We start from the raw sequence: 17,474 nt of genomic DNA on the forward strand, positions 1-17,474 counted from the left end.
CATCTGTTATCCGTTCGCTGAACGCTGTCAGCCGTCAGCCGCCCGCCCGCCCCCCGAAAGCGCGTAGCCCCGAACCCTCGCCGTGGGTTCGGGGCTACGGTCCGCACACCCGGCCGGGCGTACGGAGTCCGGGTCACGCACCGTCCCTGGGCGGCCCCGGAGCTACTGGAGCGTCAGACCGGCCGGGAGGCCAGCTCCTTGGCCGCGCGGGCGCAGGCACGAGCGATCCGGTCCTCGTTGACGGTGGTCAGCTCGCCCTTCTCGACCACGGCGTTGCCGTTGACGAACAGCACCGCCAGCGGCGGCAACGCGCCGAAGGTGAGGGCTGCGACCGGGTCGGCGATCGAGGAGTGCATGATCCCGTCGATCTTCCACAGCGCCAGGTCGGCGAGCTTGCCGACCTCGATCGAGCCGATCTCGTCCTGCCGCCCGAGCACCCGGGCGCCGCCCATGGTGCCCAGCCGCAGCGCCTGGCGCCCGGTGAGGGCGGTCGGGTAGCCGTGCAGCCGATTGATCAGCAGCGCGTTGCGCAGCTCCGTCCCCAGCTCGCCGGACTCGTTGGAGGCGGTGCCGTCCACGCCCAGCCCGACCGGCACGCCGGCCTTGAGCATGTCGGGCACCCGGGCGATTCCGGCGGCCAGCCGGGCGTTGGAGGACGGGCAGTGCGCGACGCCGGTGCCGGTCTCGGCGAACTTGGCGATGTCGGAGTCGTTCATGTGGACGCAGTGCGCCATCCAGACGTCCTCGCCGAGCCAGCCCACGGACTCGAAGTAGTCGGTCGGCCCCATGCCGAACAGCTCCTTGCAGAACTGTTCCTCCTCGGCCGTCTCCGAGCCGTGGGTGTGCAGCCGTACGCCCTTGCGGCGGGCGAGTTCGGCGGACTGGCGCAGCAGGTCGGTGGAGACCGAGAACGGCGAACAGGGCGCCAGCGCGACGTGCAGCATCGAGCCGAAGGAGGAGTCGTGGTAGCGGTCCACGGCGGATTCGGAGGCGGCCAGGATGTCGTCGAGCTCCTCGACCGCGTGGTCCGGCGGCAGCCCGCCGTCCTTCTTGCTGCGGTCCATCGAGCCGCGCAGCGCGGTGAAGCGCAGGCCGAGCTCCTGGACGGCCTCGATGGAGGCGCCGAGGACGTCGCCGCCGTCCTTGGGGAAGACGTAGTGGTGGTCCGAGGCGGTGGTGCAGCCGGACTTGAGCAGGGCGGCGGCCGAGCCCTGGCTGGCGGCGTGCACGAGCTTCTCGTCGATCCGCGCCCAGGTCGGGTAGAGGGCGACCAGCCAGTCGAACAGGATGTCGTCCTGGGCGAGGCCGCGGGTGATCCACTGGTAGAAGTGGTGGTGGGTGTTGACCAGGCCCGGGGTGAGCAGGTGGCCCTCGCCGTTGATCCGGCGCACCACGTTGTCCAGCCACGCCGGGGCGGGGCCGTTGCCGACGGATTCGATCTCGTTGCCGAGGATGACCACGTGGCCTCGGGCGTACTCGGTGTCGGCGGCGTCGACGGTGGCGATCGCGACGTTCTCGATCACGATCCGCTGGTCGGCGGGCGGGGGCTGGACTGCCATGGTGTCACTCCTATGGGGGGAGGGCCGGGATGGGCGCGTACCGGCGGGTGCGCGCCCCTGCCCGGACCGGTCAGGACGGTGTCGCCGTCGGCACCGTCGCGTCGGAGGTCTGGCCGGATCTGGTCCGGCGGGCGGCTCCGACGTGGTGGAAGAGCAGGTTGAGCAGGACGGCCATCACGCAGCCGGCCGAGATCCCCGAGTGCATCAGGGTCCGGACGGCCTCCGGGAAGGAGTCGTAGAAGGTCGGCACGGCGATCGGGATGATCCCGACCCCGAGCGAGACCGACACCAGGATGGTGTTGGATCCGGACTCCATGCCGGCCTCCGCGAGGGTGCGGATCCCGCTCGCCGCGACCGTGCCGAAGAGCACGATCCCGGCCCCGCCGAGCACGGGCTGCGGCACCAGGGAGACGACCGAACCGAGCACGGGGAAGAGCCCCAGCAGGATCAGGATGCCGCCGCCGGCCGCGACCACGAAGCGGCTGCGGATCTTCGTCAGCGCCACCAGCCCGATGTTCTGGGCGAAGGCGCTGGCGGCGAAGCCGTTGAAGACGGGGCTGAGCGCGGTGGCCAGTCCGTCGGCCCGCAGGCCGGCGGCGAGCGTGGGTTCGTCGGCCTCGCGCTCCACGATCCTGCCGAGCGCGAGCATGTCGGCGGTGGACTCGGTCATCGAGACCAGCATGACGATGCAGAGCGAGACGATCGCGGCAGCGTCGAACATCGGAGCGCCGAAGTGGAACGGGGACGGGAGGGCGAAGACCTTCGCCTCCCTGACCGCGCCGAAGTCGGCCAACCCCAGCGGGAAGGCGATCAGGGTGCCGAACGCCAAACCGACGAGCAGGGACAGCTGCTGCCAGAAGCCGCGCAGCAGCCGGTTGCAGAGCACCACCGCGGCGAGGGTGATCGCGGCGAGGCCGATGGCCCGCATGGAGCCGAACCCGGGGGCGCTCGGCGAGCCGCCGCGCGCCCAGTTCACCGCCACGGGGAGCAGGGACACCCCGATGAGGGTGATCACGGTGCCCTGGACGACCGGGGGGAAGAACCGGATGAGCTTGCAGAAGTACGGCGCCGCGAGGAAGCACAGGATCCCCGCGACGATCACCGCTCCGAAGATCACCGGGAGGGCGGTCCTCGGTCCGTGTTCGTTCGCTATCGCGATCATGGGCGCGACGCCCGCGAACGAGACGCCGTTCACGAACGGCAGCCGCGCGCCGATCTTCCAGACGCCGAGGGTCTGGAGCAGGGTGGCCAGTCCGGCGGTGAACAGGCTGGCCGAGATGAGCAGGGCGAGGCCGGCGGCGGTGAGCCCGACGCCGGCGCCGACGATGAGCGGGGGTGCGACGACCCCCGCGTACATCGCGGCGACGTGCTGGAGCCCGGTGGAGAACAGCTTCATCGGGGGCAGTACCTCGTCCACGGGGTGGGTACCGGACCCGGACGGCTTGCCGGGGAGGCGGTGTGACGTGCCGTCCGGGCCTGGGTTTCTTGCTGGGGTGGAACCGCCGTCTGAACTGCTGGCGTTGCTGGGCGCCATGTCGAGCCCCTCTTGTGCCCGTGGCTCCCGGCGCGCCCGTGGCGCTGGAGATCCCCCGAGGGCGGGACGGCGGAGCAAGGATCCCTCGGGGCGCTTCTCCAGTGCCCCGGGCCGGCCGCCGCGAGGCAGACACGAACTCCGGTTGGTGGGGGTGGAGAAACAGGTGGTGCGGGTGGTGCGGTCCGCCCGGACTCGACCGGCCGGTGCGGGCCGGGGGGGTACGGCGACTCCGGGCGGAGTCCACGCGGCCGGGGGCGGGGAAGGTCAGGCGACCGGGATGACCGGGACGACGCCCTCGCGGTGCACGGTGCCCTCGATCAGGCCGTACATGCGGTCCGCGGCGTAGTAGACCTCGTTCTCGTTCTTGAGGCCGAAGGGCTCCAGGTCGACGAGGAAGTGGTGCTTGTTGGGCAGTTCGAGGCGTACCTCGTCCACCTCGGCGCGGTTGTTGAGGACCCGGGTGCCCATCGCGTGCAGGGTCTGCTGCAGCGAGTAGGAGTAGGTCTCGGCGAACGCCTCCAGCATGTGCCGCTTCACGTGGGTGTATGAGCGGTTCCAGTTGGGCTGGGCCTCGCCGTCCCGGCCGCTGTAGCCGTACTTCCAGCGGGCGGTGACCTGGGTGGCGAGGATGCGGTCGTACGCCTCCTGCAGGGTGGTGTACTTGTCCTTGATGTAGCCCCAGAACTCCGAGTTGGTGGAGTTCATGACGATGAGGTCCTTGAGGCCGGAGATGACCTGGACCTGCTCACCGTCGTAGACGACCTCGGTGGTGCGGGTCTCCTGACCGTTGCGGACGAAGGAATGGCCGACCTCCTCCGAGCCGATGAAGCGGGCCGAGCTGTCCGGTGTCTTGATCCGGTCCCAGCTGTACTCCTCGATCCGGATCCGGGCGCTGTGCACGACTCCGCGCTCGGTGTTGTCGACGAAGTGCCGGGCCAGGATGATGCCGAAGGCCTCGGCGGACTCGATCCCGTACTCCTTGGCGAAGGCGTAGACGGTGTTCTTGGTGGTGTCGGTGGGAAGGCAGTTGGCGTTCGACCCGGTGAGGTGGACGTCCTCGAACTCGCCCTGGAGGGAGACCGAGACGTTCAGGTCCTTGATCTCGTGGCGGGTGGAGTCGCGGTAGACCCGGACGATGCGGTTCTCCGCCTTGCCGTACTGGTTCTGACCGAGCACGTGGGCCATGACAGGCTCCTAAGCTTCCAGGGCGGTCTACTGGCTTCCGCGGTAGACCGAGTATCCGAACGGGTTCAGCAGCAGCGGCACGTGGTAGTGCTGCTGCGCGGGCGCGACCGTGAAGACGATCGAGACCTCGGGGAAGAACGGCGGCTCCGTGGACTCGCGCGCGTAGTGGGCGCCGGTGTCGAAGAGCAGCCGTACGACCGAGCCCGCCTCCACGGCCGGCAGGTCCTTGACCCGGCCGTCGGAGTCCGTGGCGGAGGTGCCGAGCACCTGCCAGCCACCCTCGGTGTGCAGTGCGAGCTCGACCGGGACACCCTCGGCCGGGCGGCCGAGGCTGGTGTCGAGCACGTGGGTGGAGATGCCAGTCATGGGTGAAGTGACCTTACTGATGGCAGAGGTGATGATGCGTCGGTTCTCGGGCGAGGTGCGACATCCGGGCGACACACGCGCCGCCTCATGGAGCATTCTTGACGACGCGTCAAGCCGCGTCGAGGAGGCGGCTGAGCCGGATGTCGTTGATCTTGCGCAGCTCGCCCCGGACGATCTCCGCCTCGGTGGCGGGGTCGTTGGGATAGCGCTCGCGCAGGGCGGCGAGCATGGTGACCGCGGTGCGGCCGGTCGCGCAGATCAGGAACACATGGCCGAACTTGGCCTCGTAGGCGGTGTTGGCCCGGTGCAGTTCGTCGAGGACCGCTTGGTCCACGCCCTGGATGCCGGCCTGCTCGCGCTCGGAGGTGGCGTCGCCCGCCTTGGGCTGGCCGATCCGGGCGTGGCCGGCCATCGCGTCGCGCAGGTCCGCGGCGGTCAGTGCGGCCATCGCCGCCGCGTTGGCGGCGAGCAGGGCCTCCCGACTGGACCAGGGCTGGGCCTCCGCGACGGCGGCGGCCCAACGGGGGCTGGAGCATACCTCCAGCAGGAGCTCTTCCAGCTCCGCGGCATCGGCCGCGGCCAGGGCGTCAAGGGCGTGGGGGTGGTTGGTCACGAGTGGACCTCCTGAAGAGTGGTGCCACCCGGAAAAGCTAGATCGACCTCACCCAGTCGTCAACAGTTTGTTGAACGGTTGGTGGTTACGGTTTGAACCGGCCCGCGATGCGGGGCCCTTTCGTGTGCGATTCGCCAAGTGTGCCCCGCCGTGGGTCGATCCAGACTGTCCACAGCGGCGGGGTCACTCGTTCGGCGGGCCGCTTTCCGGGCTCGCCCGGGAGGGGTCCCGGGCCTCAGGGGGACTTCGTGCCGTCCTGGCGGTTGAGGTAGTTGTACACGGTGAAGCGGCTGACGCCGAGCGCCGAGGCGACCGTCTCGACCCCGTGGCGGACGGTGAAGGCGCCGCGCTCCTCCAGGAGCGCGACGACCCGCTGCTTCTCCCCGCGGTCGAGCTCGGCCAGGGGTCGGCCGTCGAACTGGCGGGTCATCTCGGCCAGCAGCCGGTCCAGCGCACTGCTCAGGTGCGGTAGTCGGACGGCCAGGGCCGGGGTGCCCTCCCACTCCAGGACGACGTCCTCGGTCTTCGCCTCGTCCAGCGGGACGGGCGTCGCGCCGACCGCGTCCAGCAGCGGCTTGACCGCCGCGGCGAGCGGGTGTTCCGCGTGCTCGGTCACGGGGTACCGCCCTCCTCGCCCAGCACGCTGACCTGGACCGAGATCCGGGTCGCGCCGGCGTCCAGAGTCTCCCGGAGCAGCCTGGTCACCGCGGTGAGGACCTGGTCGGCCTCGCCCTCGGCGCCGGTCCCGAAGGGGCCGACCGACACATCCAGGCCGGCCTCGTCGACGGCCTTGCGGGCCGCCGCGGCGTGCTCGGGGAACGTGTCCAGTTCGAACGGTTCTGTCGTGAACTCCACCATCAATCGCACGTGCTCACTGTATCGAGCGGGGGTGGCGGCGGGCAGTGGCCGGGCACCCGTCCGCAGGTCCCGGGTGGTCCGGAGGGCGGCTCCGGGCAGCTTCAACAAAATGTTGCGACACCCTTGACACTCATTCGGCGAGCCGGAGATGCTTCCACCACACAGAATCCCTCTTCCGGATCGTGGAAGTTGCGGATGAAGGAAGAGAGTGAGAGGTGATGGACGTGACGGCGGCCGCCAAGCACGGCTTCACGGTCAACCTGTCGATCCTGTTCAGCGAACTCCCGCTGCTGGAGCGCCCCGCGGCGGCTGCCGCGGCCGGCTTCACGGCCGCCGAGCTCTGGTGGCCCTTCGGTGCGGAGCACAACCCGTCCCGGGCCGAACTGGACGCGCTCCGCAAGGCGTTCAGCGACGCGGGGGTCCGGCTCACCGGCCTCAACTACCTGGACGACCTGAGCCAGGGTGTCCGGGGCGCCGTCTCGGTCCCGTCCGAGAAGGAGCGGTTCCGCGCCAACGTCCCGGTCGCGGCGGAGCTCGCCGCCTCGCTCGGTGCCACCGCGCTCAACGCGCTGTACGGCAACCGGGTCGAGGGCGTCGAGCCGGCCGAGCAGGACGCGCTGGCGCTGGAGAACCTGGTGCTCGCCGCCCGGGCCGCGCACGGGATCGGCGCGATCCTGCTGATCGAGGCCCTCAACCAGGCCGAGTCCCCGGACTACCCGCTGGTCTCCGCAGCCGCCGCGGTCGAGGTGGTCGACAAGGTCAACGCCGCCACCGGCCTGGGGAACGCCAAGTTTCTCTGCGACCTGTACCACCTGGCCAAGAACGGCGAGGACCTGGCGGCGGTCATCGACGCCTACGCAGACCGGATCGGCCACGTGCAGATCGCCGACAACCCGGGCCGCAACGAGCCCGGCACCGGCGAGCTGGACTTCGAGGACCTGTTCGCCCGGCTCAGCGCCGCCGGCTACCGCGGCCCGATCGGCCTGGAGTACCGCCCCTCCACCGGCGTCAGCGCCGACAGCTTCGGCTGGCTGCCGCGCGAGCTGCGCGCGGCCCGGTAGCGCGGTCCGATCGCGCAGCCCGGCAGCGCGGCGTACCCGCCGCTCGGCAAGCCACCGCCCACCCCGCACACGTAAGGAACTCGACGCGATGAGCGACTCCCGCAAGATTGCCTTCGTCGGCCTCGGCATCATGGGCAAGCCCATGGCCGTCAACCTGGTCAAGGCCGGCCACCAGGTGACCGGCTTCGACCTCTCCCAGGCCTCGATCGACGCCGTCGTCGCGGCCGGCGGCCAGGGCGCCGCCAGCATCGCGGACGCGGTGAAGGACGCCGAGGTCGTCATCACCATGGTCCCGGCCGACCCGCACGTCGAGGCGGTCATCCTCGGCGAGGGCGGCGTCCTGGAGAACGTCAAGGCCGGCACCCTGGTGATCGACATGTCCTCGATCACCCCGCAGACCTCCGTCAAGGTCGGCAAGGCCGCCCAGGAGAAGGGCGTGCGTGCCCTGGACGCCCCGGTCTCCGGCGGCGAGGCCGGTGCGGTGGAGGCGGTCCTGTCGATCATGGTCGGCGGTGCGGCGGAGGACTTCGCCGAGGCCGAGCCGCTGTTCGGCGCGCTGGGCACCACGGTCGTCCACGTCGGTCCGGCTGGCGCCGGCCAGACCGTCAAGGCCGCCAACCAGCTGATCGTCGCGGTCAACATCCAGGTGCTCGCCGAGGCCGTGGTGTTCCTGGAGAACGCCGGTGTCGACCTCGCCGCCGCGCTGGACGTGCTCGGCGGCGGCCTGGCCGGCTCGACCGTGCTCAACCGCAAGAAGGCGAACATGCTCAACCGCGAGTTCGCCCCCGGCTTCCGGATCGACCTGCACCACAAGGACATGGGCATCGTCACCGACGCCGCCCGTGCGGTGGGCGCCGCCCTGCCGGTCGGCGCCGTGGTGGCCCAGCTGGTCGCCTCCGCCCGGGCCAACGGCGACGGCTCGCTGGACCACTCGGCGCTGCTGCGCGGCGTCGAGAGGCTCTCCGGCCGCGAGGTAAGTAACACCCTGGGGGCTCCCGAGCGGAGCCCCCGGCCCTGAACTCCTCCTGGTGGCGTGTACCTGATCCGGTCGTGCCCGCGCCGCCAGGAGGCCGGACCCGACCGGCGTGCGGGCCGGGGCTCATCCGCCCGCCCGCCGGTCGATCCAGCCGGTGATGCGTGCACCCTCCCTGGGGGCACTTCGGTCGTGCCCAGTGCGCATTGCCTGGCCCCCTCCCCGCCGAGGGGAGCCCCTCGTACGTCGGAAGCGGGACGAGGGGAACGGCGGGGAGGGGGTCGCACCGCCCGTGCGGGCGTGCGCCACCCGCGCGGGGGGTCGCATCCCCCGGGCCACCGGACACATGCTTGTCGAACCACCGTCATACCCGTACGGAAGTGAGGACCACACCATGCCCCCCACCCCCCACCAGGGCCATGTGGTCGTAGCTCCGGACAAGTTCAAGGGCACCCTGGAGGGGGCCGAGGCCGCCGCCCGGATCGCCGCCGGCATCCGGCACGCCGCGCCCGGCACCGAGGTGCGCGAACTGCCCGTCGCCGACGGCGGCGAGGGCACCCTGGCCGCCGCGCTCGCGGCCGGATTCACCCGCGTCCCGGCCAAGGTGGCTGGCCCGACCGGCCTGCCGGTGGACGCCGCGCTGGCCGTCCGCGGCGACACCGCCGTGGTCGAGCTGGCCCAGGCCTCCGGCCTCGCCCGGCTCCCCGGTGGCCGGACCGCGCCACTCGCGGCCGGCTCCTACGGGGTCGGCCAGCTGATCGGCCGGGCGGTCTCGCTGGGCGCCAAGCGGATCGTGCTGGGCCTCGGCGGCAGCGCCAGCACCGACGGCGGCGCCGGCATGGTGCAGGCGCTCGGGGTCAGCCTCCTGGACTCCGACGGCACCGAACTGCCGCCCGGCGGGGCCGCGTTGCGCAAGCTCGACCGGATCGAGCCCGGCCGGCTGGCCGAGTTGCTGACCGGCGTCGAGATCGTGGTCGCCTGCGACGTGGACAACCCGCTGCTCGGCCCGCGCGGCGCCACCGCCGTCTACGGCCCGCAGAAGGGCGCCGACGGGGCCGACCTGGTGGTCCTGGAGGAGGGTCTGACCCGCTTCGCCGACCAGGTCGCCGCGGTCACCGGCCGCGACGTACGGGAGGCCCCCGGCGCCGGGGCCGCGGGTGGGGTGGGCTTCGCCGCGCTCGCCCTGCTCGGCGCCACCATGCGACCCGGTATCGAGCTGCTGCTCGAACTGCTGGGTTTCGACGAGGCCGTGCGTGGGGCACGCCTCGTCGTGACCGGCGAGGGCTGCCTGGACGCGCAGACGCTCCACGGCAAGGCCCCCGCCGGAGTCGCCGCGGCGGCTGCCCGGGCGGGGGTTCGGGTGGCCGCTGTGGCGGGCCGGTTGGAGCTCTCCGAGCCCGAGTGGCGCGCGGCCGGGTTCACCCTCGCGATCGCCCTCACCGATCTGGCCGAGCAGCCGGGGGACAGCCTGACCAGGGCCGGTGAGCTGGCCGAGGTGGCGGGGGAGCGGTTGGCCGAAGAGCTGCTGCCGGGCTGAGCCCTCGTGCGTTCCTCCATTGACGTTTTGTTGAAGGCGGGCCTAGGCTCCCGGCAATCCTTCGCCTCCACCCGTGTTCCGCCACCCCCAACTCCCAGGTTTCGGAGGTCCCCCATGCCTGTCAGCCAGCCAGCGGTGATCCGCTCCCGCCGGGTGGTGCTGCCCGACGGCGAGCGCCCCGCGGACGTGCTGGTCCGGGACGGGAAGATCGAGCAGGTCGCCGCGCACGGCTCGCTCACGGTCGGCGACGGCGAGCTCGTCGACCTCGGCGGCACCGCCCTGCTGCCCGGCCTGGTCGACACCCACGTGCACGTCAACGAGCCCGGCCGCACCGAGTGGGAGGGCTTCGCCACCGCCACCCGGGCGGCCGCGGCCGGCGGCGTCACCACGATCATCGACATGCCGCTCAACTCGATCCCGCCCACCACCACGGTGGCGGGGCTGGCCGCCAAGCGGAAGACCGCCGAGGGCCAGGCCTGGGTCGACCTCGGCTTCTGGGGCGGCGCCGTCCCCGGCAACGTTCCGGACCTCGAACCCCTGTACCGGCAGGGCGTGTTCGGCTTCAAGAGCTTCCTCGCCCCCTCGGGCGTCGACGAGTTCCCGCACGTCGAGGGTGCCGATCTGGAGGCCGCGCTGGCCGAGCAGGCCCGGATCGGGGCGCTGGCGATCATCCACGCCGAGGACCCGGCCGTGCTGGCCGCCTCGCCGCACCGACCCGGCGTCCACTACCGGGACTTCCTCGCCTCCCGCCCCGCCGACGCGGAGACCGCGGCCGTCGCCCGCCTGCTGGAAGCGCTTCACAAGACTGACTCCCGTCGGACCGGCGCCCGGGTGCACATCCTGCACGTCTCCTCGGCGGCCGTGCTGCCGCTGCTGCGCCGGGCCCGCGCGGACGGCGTCCGGGTGACCGCCGAGACCTGCCCGCACTACCTGACGCTGGCGGCCGAGCAGGTGCCGGACGGCGACACCGCCTTCAAGTGCTGCCCGCCGATCCGCGACGAGGCCAACCGGAACGCGCTCTGGGAGGCCCTGGCGAACGGCGAGTTCATCGCTGTCGTCTCCGACCACTCCCCGTCCACCCCCGACCTCAAGCTGCTGCCAGAGTACGGCGGCAGTGGCGACTTCGCGGCCGCCTGGGGCGGCATCGCCTCGCTGCAGCTGGGTCTGCCGGCCGTCTGGACCGAGGCCCGTCGGCGCGGCCACACCCTGGCCGACGTGGTGCGCTGGATGTCCGCCGGACCGGCCGAGCTGGTCGGCCTCGGCGGCATCAAGGGTGCCATCGCGGTGGGCTGCGACGCCGACCTGGTCGCCTTCGACCCCGACGGCGAATTCGCCGTCCGCGCGGGCGAGTTGCACCACCGCAACCCGGTCACCCCGTACGCGGGACGGACCTTGGTCGGCGCCGTCCGCACCACCTGGCTGCGCGGCCGCGAGGTGGACACCGGCGCCGAGCCGTTCGGCCGCCAGCTCACCCGGCCCGCCAACTCCCTGTCCGGCAGCACTTCTTGAGCCAACACGGCCTGAACCGACACCGCCTTCTGAGGAGAGTCAGTGACCACTGCCGACACCCCGAGCGCTCCGTTCACCGAGCTGGTCAACCTGGCCTCCCGGATGCTCGGCGCGGGCGTCGTCGCCACCAATGAGGACACCTTCGCGGACGCGGAGAACCTGCTGGTCGCCAAGCCCGCAGAGTTCCGCCCGCACACCTTCGGCCACAAGGGCCAGATCATGGACGGCTGGGAGTCCAAGCGTCGGCGGGGCGTCTCCGCCGACCAGCCACATCCCACCGACCAGGACCACGACTGGGCGATCGTCCGGCTCGGCGTCGGTGGCGTGATCCGCGGCCTCATCGTCGACACCGCCCACTTCACCGGCAACTACCCGGAGAGCGCCTCGGTCGAGGCCGCCTCCGTCCCCGGGCACCCCTCGCCCGAGGAACTGCAGGACGTCGAGTGGACCGTCATCCTGCCGCGCACCCCGCTCCAGGGCGACACCGCCCACGAGTTCGCCGTTCAGGACGGCACCCGCTACACCCACGTGCGGCTGAACATCTTCCCGGACGGCGGCGTCGCCCGGCTCCGGGTGCACGGCGAGGTGCTGCCCGACCCGCGCGAACTGGACGGCCTCACCTTCGACCTGGCCGCCCAGGAGTACGGCGGTGTGGCCGAGGCGGCCTCCGACCGCTACTTCTCCTCCCCGCACAACCTGAACGCTCCTGGTCGCGCCTCCGTCATGGGCGAGGGCTGGGAGACCCGGCGTCGGCGCGACAGGGCCAATGACTGGGTACAGATCGCCCTGGCCGGGGGCGGTGAGGTCCTGGCCGCCGAGGTGGACACCACCCACTTCGTCGCCAACGCCCCCGGCTGGGCCGACCTGATCGGCTTCGACGCCTCGACCGGGCAGGACCCGGCCGATGGCGAGTGGTTCGAGATCCTGCCCCGCACCCGTCTGCAGCCCGACACCCGGCACCGCTTCCGGCTCGACGCGGGCCGCCCGGTGACCCATGTGCGGATCAACGTCTACCCGGACGGCGGGCTCGCCCGCCTCCGGCTCACCGGCCGCCTCACCGAGCCCGGCCGCGCGGCCCTCGCGCTGCGCTGGTTCGACGCCGTCCCGGCCGCCGAGGCCGCAGCCGCGCTCACCGCCGTCGGCCTGGCCGGCGAGGAGGCCGCCGCGCTGACCGCCGCCCGTCCGCTGGTGGACCCGGCCGCGGCCACCGCCGCGGTGGCCGGCCTCCAGCCGTCCGACGGCCCCGACGGCGAGCACTCCGCCCGCCGCCGCTCGGCGCTCCGGCGCCTGCTCGGCATCTGAGCCCCGGCGCTCGCCCACCTCTCCACGCACCGCCTTTCGACACCTGAAGGACCCTCCATGTCCAAGATCCTGACCACGGAGTCCGGCGCCCCGGTCGCCGACAACCAGAACTCGGCCTCGGCCGGTGAGTACGGCCCGCTGCTGATCCAGGACCAGCACCTGCTGGAGAAGCTGGCCCGGTTCAACCGCGAGCGCATCCCGGAGCGCGTCGTGCACGCCCGCGGCTCCGGCGCGTACGGCTACTTCGAGGTCACCGACGAGGTGTCGCGGTACACCCGGGCGGCGTTCCTGTCCGAGGTCGGCAAGCGCACCCAGGTCTTCCTGCGCTTCTCCACCGTGGCCGGCAACCTGGGGGCCAGCGACGCGGTGCGCGACCCGCGCGGCTTCGCGCTGAAGTTCTACACCGAGGACGGCAACTACGACCTGGTCGGCAACAACACCCCGGTGTTCTTCATCAAGGACCCGATCAAGTTCCCCGACTTCATCCACTCGCAGAAGCGTGACCCGTACACCGGCGTGCAGGAGGCGGACAACGTCTGGGACTTCTGGGCCCACTCGCCGGCCTCGACCCACCAGATCACCTGGCTGTTCGGCGACCGCGGCATCCCGGCCTCGTACCGCCACATGAACGGCTACGGCTCGCACACCTACCAGTGGGTCAACGCCGAGGGCGAGGCCTACTGGGTGAAGTACCACTTCAAGACCAACCAGGGCATCCGCTCCCTGGACGGCGGCCAGGCCGCCGAGGTGGTCGGCGCCGACGCCGACTCGCACCAGCGCGACCTGCACCAGGCCATCGAGCGCGGGGTGTTCCCGTCCTGGACCCTCTACGTCCAGCTGATGCCGGTCGCCGAGGCGGCGGACTACCGATTCAACCCCTTCGACCTCACCAAGGTGTGGCCGCACGCCGACTACCCGCTGGTCAAGGTCGGGCGCCTGGTGCTCAACAAGAACCCGGAGAACGTCTTCGCCGAGGTCGAGCAGTCCGCGTTCTCGCCGAACAACTTCGTGCCCGGCATCGGCCCGTCCCCGGACAAGATGCTCCAGGGCCGGCTGTTCGCCTACGCGGACGCCCAGCGGTACCGCCTCGGCGTCAACCACACCCTGCTGCCGGTGAACGCCCCGCGCGCCACCGAGGCCGCCAACTACGGCCGGGACGGCTTCATGGCCGTCAACAGCGCCGGCCGCGGCAAGAACTACGAGCCCAACTCGTACGACGGCCCGACCCAGAGCGACAGCGCGCTCGCCGCGCCGGTCAAGGTGGACGGCCACACCGGCACCTTCGCCACGCCGGCCCACACCAAGGACGACGACTTCTTCCAGGCCGGCGAGCTGTACCGGCTGATGTCGGAGGGCGAGAAGACCCGCCTGGTCGACAACATCGCGGGCTTCCTGGCGCAGGTGACGCGGGACGACGTGGTGGAGAAGAACCTGGCCCACTTCCACGCCGCCGACGAGGAGTACGGCGCCCGGGTCGAGGCCGCCGTCGCCAAGCTGCGCGCCGGCGACGAGGGCTGATCCGGGCTCTGGACCCGGGGACCGACTGACCGGCCGACCCTTCCGCACCCTCACCGGCCGCCGGGGCCCGCACCCCGACGGCCGCATGACGGGCCTCTCCCCCCCAGGGCAGTGGGGGAGGGGCCGGTCGGGCGTCGTGCGGCAGGAGTCGTCTCGCGGGGCCCCTTTTACCAGCCGACCGGCAGCTGCTCCACGGAATGTTCACGGATATTCACGGACGCCAGTTGCCGGGGCCGCCGGGTGGATAGGCTGGAGACCGCCCGCGGTCGCTCCGTGGGGGGACATCGGAAGGGGACGACATGTCGACACCAGCCCCGGGTCGTCACGCCGCGCTGGACCAGGGCCTGACGGGCCCGTTCACCTCCCTGCAGTACGCCCTCAGACTGCTGGAGGCCGTCGACCGGCACCCCGACGGTGCCACCCTGGTCGCCCTCGCGCGGGAGACCTCGCTCGGCCTGCCGACCGTCCGGCGGCTCGCCGAACTCCTCGAGATCGAGGGCTACCTCCAGTGCCAGGACGGCGGTTGGGTGCTCGGCGGCACCTTCGCCCTGCTCGGACAGCACAACCGGGAGCAGCTCGTCAAGGCCCGGCTGAACCGCAAACTCGCCGAACTTCGGGACGAGTTGGGCGCTGCGGTGTATTTCGGCCGGTACCACGAAGGTGAGTTGTCGGTCGAGGCGGTCTCGGCCTCCGACTTCGCGCCCGCCGTCCAGGAGTGGGTGGACTTCCGCGCCACCGCGCACGCCAGTGCGCTCGGCAAGTGCCTGCTCAGCCAGCTGGACGTGGACGGCCGGCGCGATCACCTCTCCCGGCACCCGGTCGCCCGGCTCACCTCCCGTACCGTCACCGACGCCGACCAGCTGATGCACCGGCTGGAGCGGCAGCCGGCCACCGTGCCGGTGCTGGACATCCAGGAGTACGCCCTCGGCACGGTGTGCGCCGCGGTGCCGATCACGGCGGGCAGCACGGTCGGCTGCCTGGCCACCTCGATGCCGGTGGACAACATCCACAAGCTGAAGGCCGCCGCCGAGCTGTTGGCAGCCCGGGCGGCGCCGCTGATGCTGGCGATGGCGGTCTGAGCGGCGCTGCCGCGCGCTGCCCGGCCCTGCTCGACGGGCCCCGTCGGACGTGTCGCGTCCGGCGGGGCCCGCCTGCTTTCCGACGGAGTGTTTCCGAGTTCGCGACGGAGTGTTTCCGGGGCCGCCTCCCGGTGCACATCACTTATTAGACTCGATGTCGATAAGAGTCGCCGAAACCCTTGTCGGCCCCGCTACCGGCGAGTACGTTTCCCTGAGCCGAGCCGCCGCTCCCAGGTCAGAAGGGCCTGCCATGCCCCGATCCACCCCCGTTCCCGCCCTCGCCGCCCCTGCCGCGCGCGTGCACGACGGCCTCGTCCTGGAGCCCCGGGACGTCCGCTTCGACTGGGCCCAGCTGCCGCTGCACTGGATCCCGGACGAGCCGATGGCCACCCATGTCATCAACGTGCTGCACCTGCTGCTGCCCGAGGGCGAGCGCTGGTTCGTCAAGGTGTTCAAGGAGGCGCTGCCGCTCATCCGGGACGAGCGGCTGCGCGAGGAGGTGCTCGGGTTCATCGGGCAGGAGGCCATCCACGCCGAGGCGCACCAGGAGGTGCTCGACCACCTGCTCGGCCAGGGGCTCGACCCGCGCCCGTACGTGCGGCAGATCGCCTGGCTGTTCCAGCGCATCCTGGGCGACAAGCCGGGCCTGACACCGGCCCGGCAGCGGGAGAACATCATCGAGCGGGTCGCCTTCATCGCGGCGATCGAGCACTTCACCGCCTTCCTCGGCAACTGGGCGCTCAACTCGCCGGGCCTGGACCGGGCCAAGGCCGATCCGACGATGCTCGACCTGCTGCGCTGGCACGGCGCCGAAGAGGTCGAGCACCGCAGCGTCGCCTACGACCTGATGGTCCACCTGGACCCGGGCTACCTGCGCCGGGTGCGCGGGATGGCGGTGTCCGGGCCGCTGCTGGTCCACCTCTGGGTGCGCGGGGCCCGCTTCCTGCTGGCCGCCGACCCGACGCTGGAGGGGCGGCTCAAGCCCACCTGGCGGGAGGCGGGGCGGATCGCCAAGCGCGGACTGCTTCCGGACCCGCTCCGGTCGATCCGCTCCGGGCTGCGCTACCTGCGGCCGGGCTACCACCCGACCCAGGAGGGGTCCTCCAGCCAGGCGCTGGGCTACCTCGCCACCTCCCCGGCCGCCCGCGCCGCCGCCGCGAACAACTGACAACTGACAGGTTTCAGAAGACAGAGAACGTCATCTGTTCGCTGAAATCTGAAGACTGACATCTGAAATCTGAAACCCGTCAGCTGTCGCCCGCCCCTCTCCCACGCCAAGGACCCGCCCGGATGGACCTGCTCACCCCGCCCCCCGACCTCTACGGCCGCCCCCGCGCCGACGCCTTCATCCGCTTCCTCACGGCCTTCGGCGACCGCTACTCCCCGGCGCTCGGCAGCCCCCTGCTGCGCCGCAACCCCCGCCGCCCGCTCAGTCGCCCCACCCCGCAGCTGCAGCTGGTCGTCACCGCGCGCCGGGAACTCGCCGCCGACGTCGTCGAGTTGAGCCTCGCCCACCCCTCCGGCGGCCAGCTGCCGCCCTGGCAGCCGGGCGCCCACCTGCGCCTCGCCCTGCCCTCCGGCCGCGAGCGCCACTACTCGCTCAGCGGCGACCCGGCCGACCGACGCGGCTACCGGATCGCCGTCCGCAAACTGCCCGAGGGCGCCGGCGGATCCGTCGAGATCCACGACACCCTGCACCCCGGCGCCCGCCTCGCCGCCCGCCGCCCGCGCAACGGCTTCGCCTTCTGCGCCGAGCCCGCCGTCCTGCTGCTGGCCGGCGGCATCGGCATCACCCCGCTGCTGCCGATGGCCCGTGAGGCGCAGCGGCACGGCCTGGACTGGCGCCTGGTCCACGTCGGCCGCAGCGCCGACACCCTCCCGTACGCGGAGGAGCTCCGCTCCCTCGACCCGCACCGCGTGGTGCTGCGCACCGACGACGAGCGCGGCGGCGTCCCCACCGGCGCCGAACTGCTCGCCCACGCCCCGCGCGGCGCGGCCGTCTACTGCTGCGGCCCGGCCCCGATGCTCGCCGCCGTCCAGCGGGCACTGGACGGGTCCCCGGCCTCCGCTCTGCACTTCGAGCGCTTCGGCGCCGCCCCGATCACCGACGGCGCGCCCTTCGCCGTCCAGCTCGGCACCGACGGCCCGGCCCTGGACGTCCCTGCCGACCGCTCCGCCCTGGACGTCCTGCGCGAGGCCCGCCCGGACCTCCCGTACTCCTGCCACCAGGGCTTCTGCGGCACCTGCGAGGTCCGTCTGCTGTCCGGTACGCCAGACCACCGGGACCGCCGCCTCACCCCCGAGCAGCGCGCCGTCGGCGCCCTGCTGCCCTGCGTCTCCCGGGCCGCCGAGGGTGAGACCCTCGTGCTCGACGTCTAAC

At 72.2% G+C, this 17,474-nt stretch carries 15 protein-coding genes and 1 pseudogene; 9 read left to right on the top strand and 7 right to left on the bottom strand.

Features of this window, described 5'->3' with window-relative positions; all coding sequences use genetic code 11:
- Positions 1-173 precede the first annotated feature (173 nt).
- From ACWC9T_RS23600 to ACWC9T_RS23630, 7 genes are all read right to left on the bottom strand, one after another.
- Positions 174-1,559 (bottom strand): 8-oxoguanine deaminase, encoded by a 1,386-nt coding sequence (locus tag ACWC9T_RS23600; RefSeq protein WP_449823029.1) that lies wholly within the window; start codon positions 1,557-1,559, stop codon positions 174-176.
- Between the two features lie 70 nt (positions 1,560-1,629).
- Positions 1,630-3,093: a nucleobase:cation symporter-2 family protein gene (locus ACWC9T_RS23605; protein ID WP_449823030.1), complete on the bottom strand. Its 1,464-nt coding sequence runs from the start codon at positions 3,091-3,093 to the stop codon at positions 1,630-1,632.
- 264 nt (positions 3,094-3,357) lie between these two features.
- Positions 3,358-4,278: a factor-independent urate hydroxylase gene (gene pucL, locus ACWC9T_RS23610; RefSeq protein ID WP_449823031.1), complete on the bottom strand. Its 921-nt coding sequence runs from the start codon at positions 4,276-4,278 to the stop codon at positions 3,358-3,360.
- 27 nt (positions 4,279-4,305) lie between these two features.
- Positions 4,306-4,644, bottom strand: a complete 339-nt coding sequence (uraH, locus tag ACWC9T_RS23615; protein ID WP_449823032.1) for a hydroxyisourate hydrolase — start codon at positions 4,642-4,644, stop codon at positions 4,306-4,308.
- A 109-nt stretch (positions 4,645-4,753) separates the two neighbouring features.
- Complete coding sequence (uraD, locus tag ACWC9T_RS23620; protein ID WP_449823033.1) at positions 4,754-5,257, bottom strand: 2-oxo-4-hydroxy-4-carboxy-5-ureidoimidazoline decarboxylase; 504 nt, start codon at positions 5,255-5,257, stop codon at positions 4,754-4,756.
- Positions 5,258-5,492: 235 nt separating this feature from the next.
- A complete protein-coding gene (locus tag ACWC9T_RS23625; protein WP_449823034.1) occupies positions 5,493-5,873 on the bottom strand; it encodes a helix-turn-helix domain-containing protein in 381 nt (126 codons plus the stop codon).
- Positions 5,870-6,115: a thiamine-binding protein gene (locus ACWC9T_RS23630; RefSeq protein WP_449823052.1), complete on the bottom strand. Its 246-nt coding sequence runs from the start codon at positions 6,113-6,115 to the stop codon at positions 5,870-5,872. The genes ACWC9T_RS23625 and ACWC9T_RS23630 overlap by 4 nt, the downstream gene beginning before the upstream one ends.
- 218 nt (positions 6,116-6,333) lie before the next feature.
- Here ACWC9T_RS23630 and ACWC9T_RS23635 point away from each other — a divergent pair, with 218 nt between their 5' ends.
- From ACWC9T_RS23635 to ACWC9T_RS23675, 9 genes and pseudogenes are all read left to right on the top strand, one after another.
- Positions 6,334-7,176, top strand: a complete 843-nt coding sequence (locus ACWC9T_RS23635) for a TIM barrel protein (protein WP_449823053.1) — start codon at positions 6,334-6,336, stop codon at positions 7,174-7,176.
- An 88-nt stretch (positions 7,177-7,264) separates the two neighbouring features.
- Positions 7,265-8,194: a 2-hydroxy-3-oxopropionate reductase gene (locus tag ACWC9T_RS23640; protein WP_449823035.1), complete on the top strand. Its 930-nt coding sequence runs from the start codon at positions 7,265-7,267 to the stop codon at positions 8,192-8,194.
- A gap of 349 nt (positions 8,195-8,543) precedes the next feature.
- A complete protein-coding gene (locus tag ACWC9T_RS23645; protein ID WP_449823036.1) occupies positions 8,544-9,686 on the top strand; it encodes a glycerate kinase in 1,143 nt (380 codons plus the stop codon).
- Positions 9,687-9,800: 114 nt separating this feature from the next.
- Positions 9,801-11,195: an allantoinase AllB gene (gene allB, locus ACWC9T_RS23650; RefSeq protein WP_449823037.1), complete on the top strand. Its 1,395-nt coding sequence runs from the start codon at positions 9,801-9,803 to the stop codon at positions 11,193-11,195.
- Positions 11,196-11,297: 102 nt separating this feature from the next.
- Positions 11,298-12,284, top strand: a pseudogene (gene alc, locus ACWC9T_RS23655) (allantoicase); the annotation flags it as partial.
- 270 nt (positions 12,285-12,554) lie between these two features.
- Positions 12,555-14,015 carry a catalase gene (locus ACWC9T_RS23660; RefSeq protein ID WP_449823038.1) on the top strand — a complete coding sequence of 487 codons (1,461 nt, stop codon included), beginning with the start codon at positions 12,555-12,557 and terminating at the stop codon, positions 14,013-14,015.
- A 299-nt stretch (positions 14,016-14,314) separates the two neighbouring features.
- Complete coding sequence (locus tag ACWC9T_RS23665; protein ID WP_449823039.1) at positions 14,315-15,094, top strand: IclR family transcriptional regulator; 780 nt, start codon at positions 14,315-14,317, stop codon at positions 15,092-15,094.
- A gap of 250 nt (positions 15,095-15,344) precedes the next feature.
- On the top strand, positions 15,345-16,262 hold the full coding sequence (locus tag ACWC9T_RS23670) for a metal-dependent hydrolase (RefSeq protein WP_449823040.1): 918 nt from the start codon (positions 15,345-15,347) through the stop codon (positions 16,260-16,262).
- Positions 16,263-16,384: 122 nt separating this feature from the next.
- Positions 16,385-17,473, top strand: coding sequence for a PDR/VanB family oxidoreductase (locus tag ACWC9T_RS23675; RefSeq protein WP_449823041.1), 1,089 nt, complete (start codon positions 16,385-16,387; stop codon positions 17,471-17,473).
- Position 17,474 lies beyond the last annotated feature (1 nt).

This window comes from Kitasatospora sp. NPDC001159, from assembly GCF_053598235.1.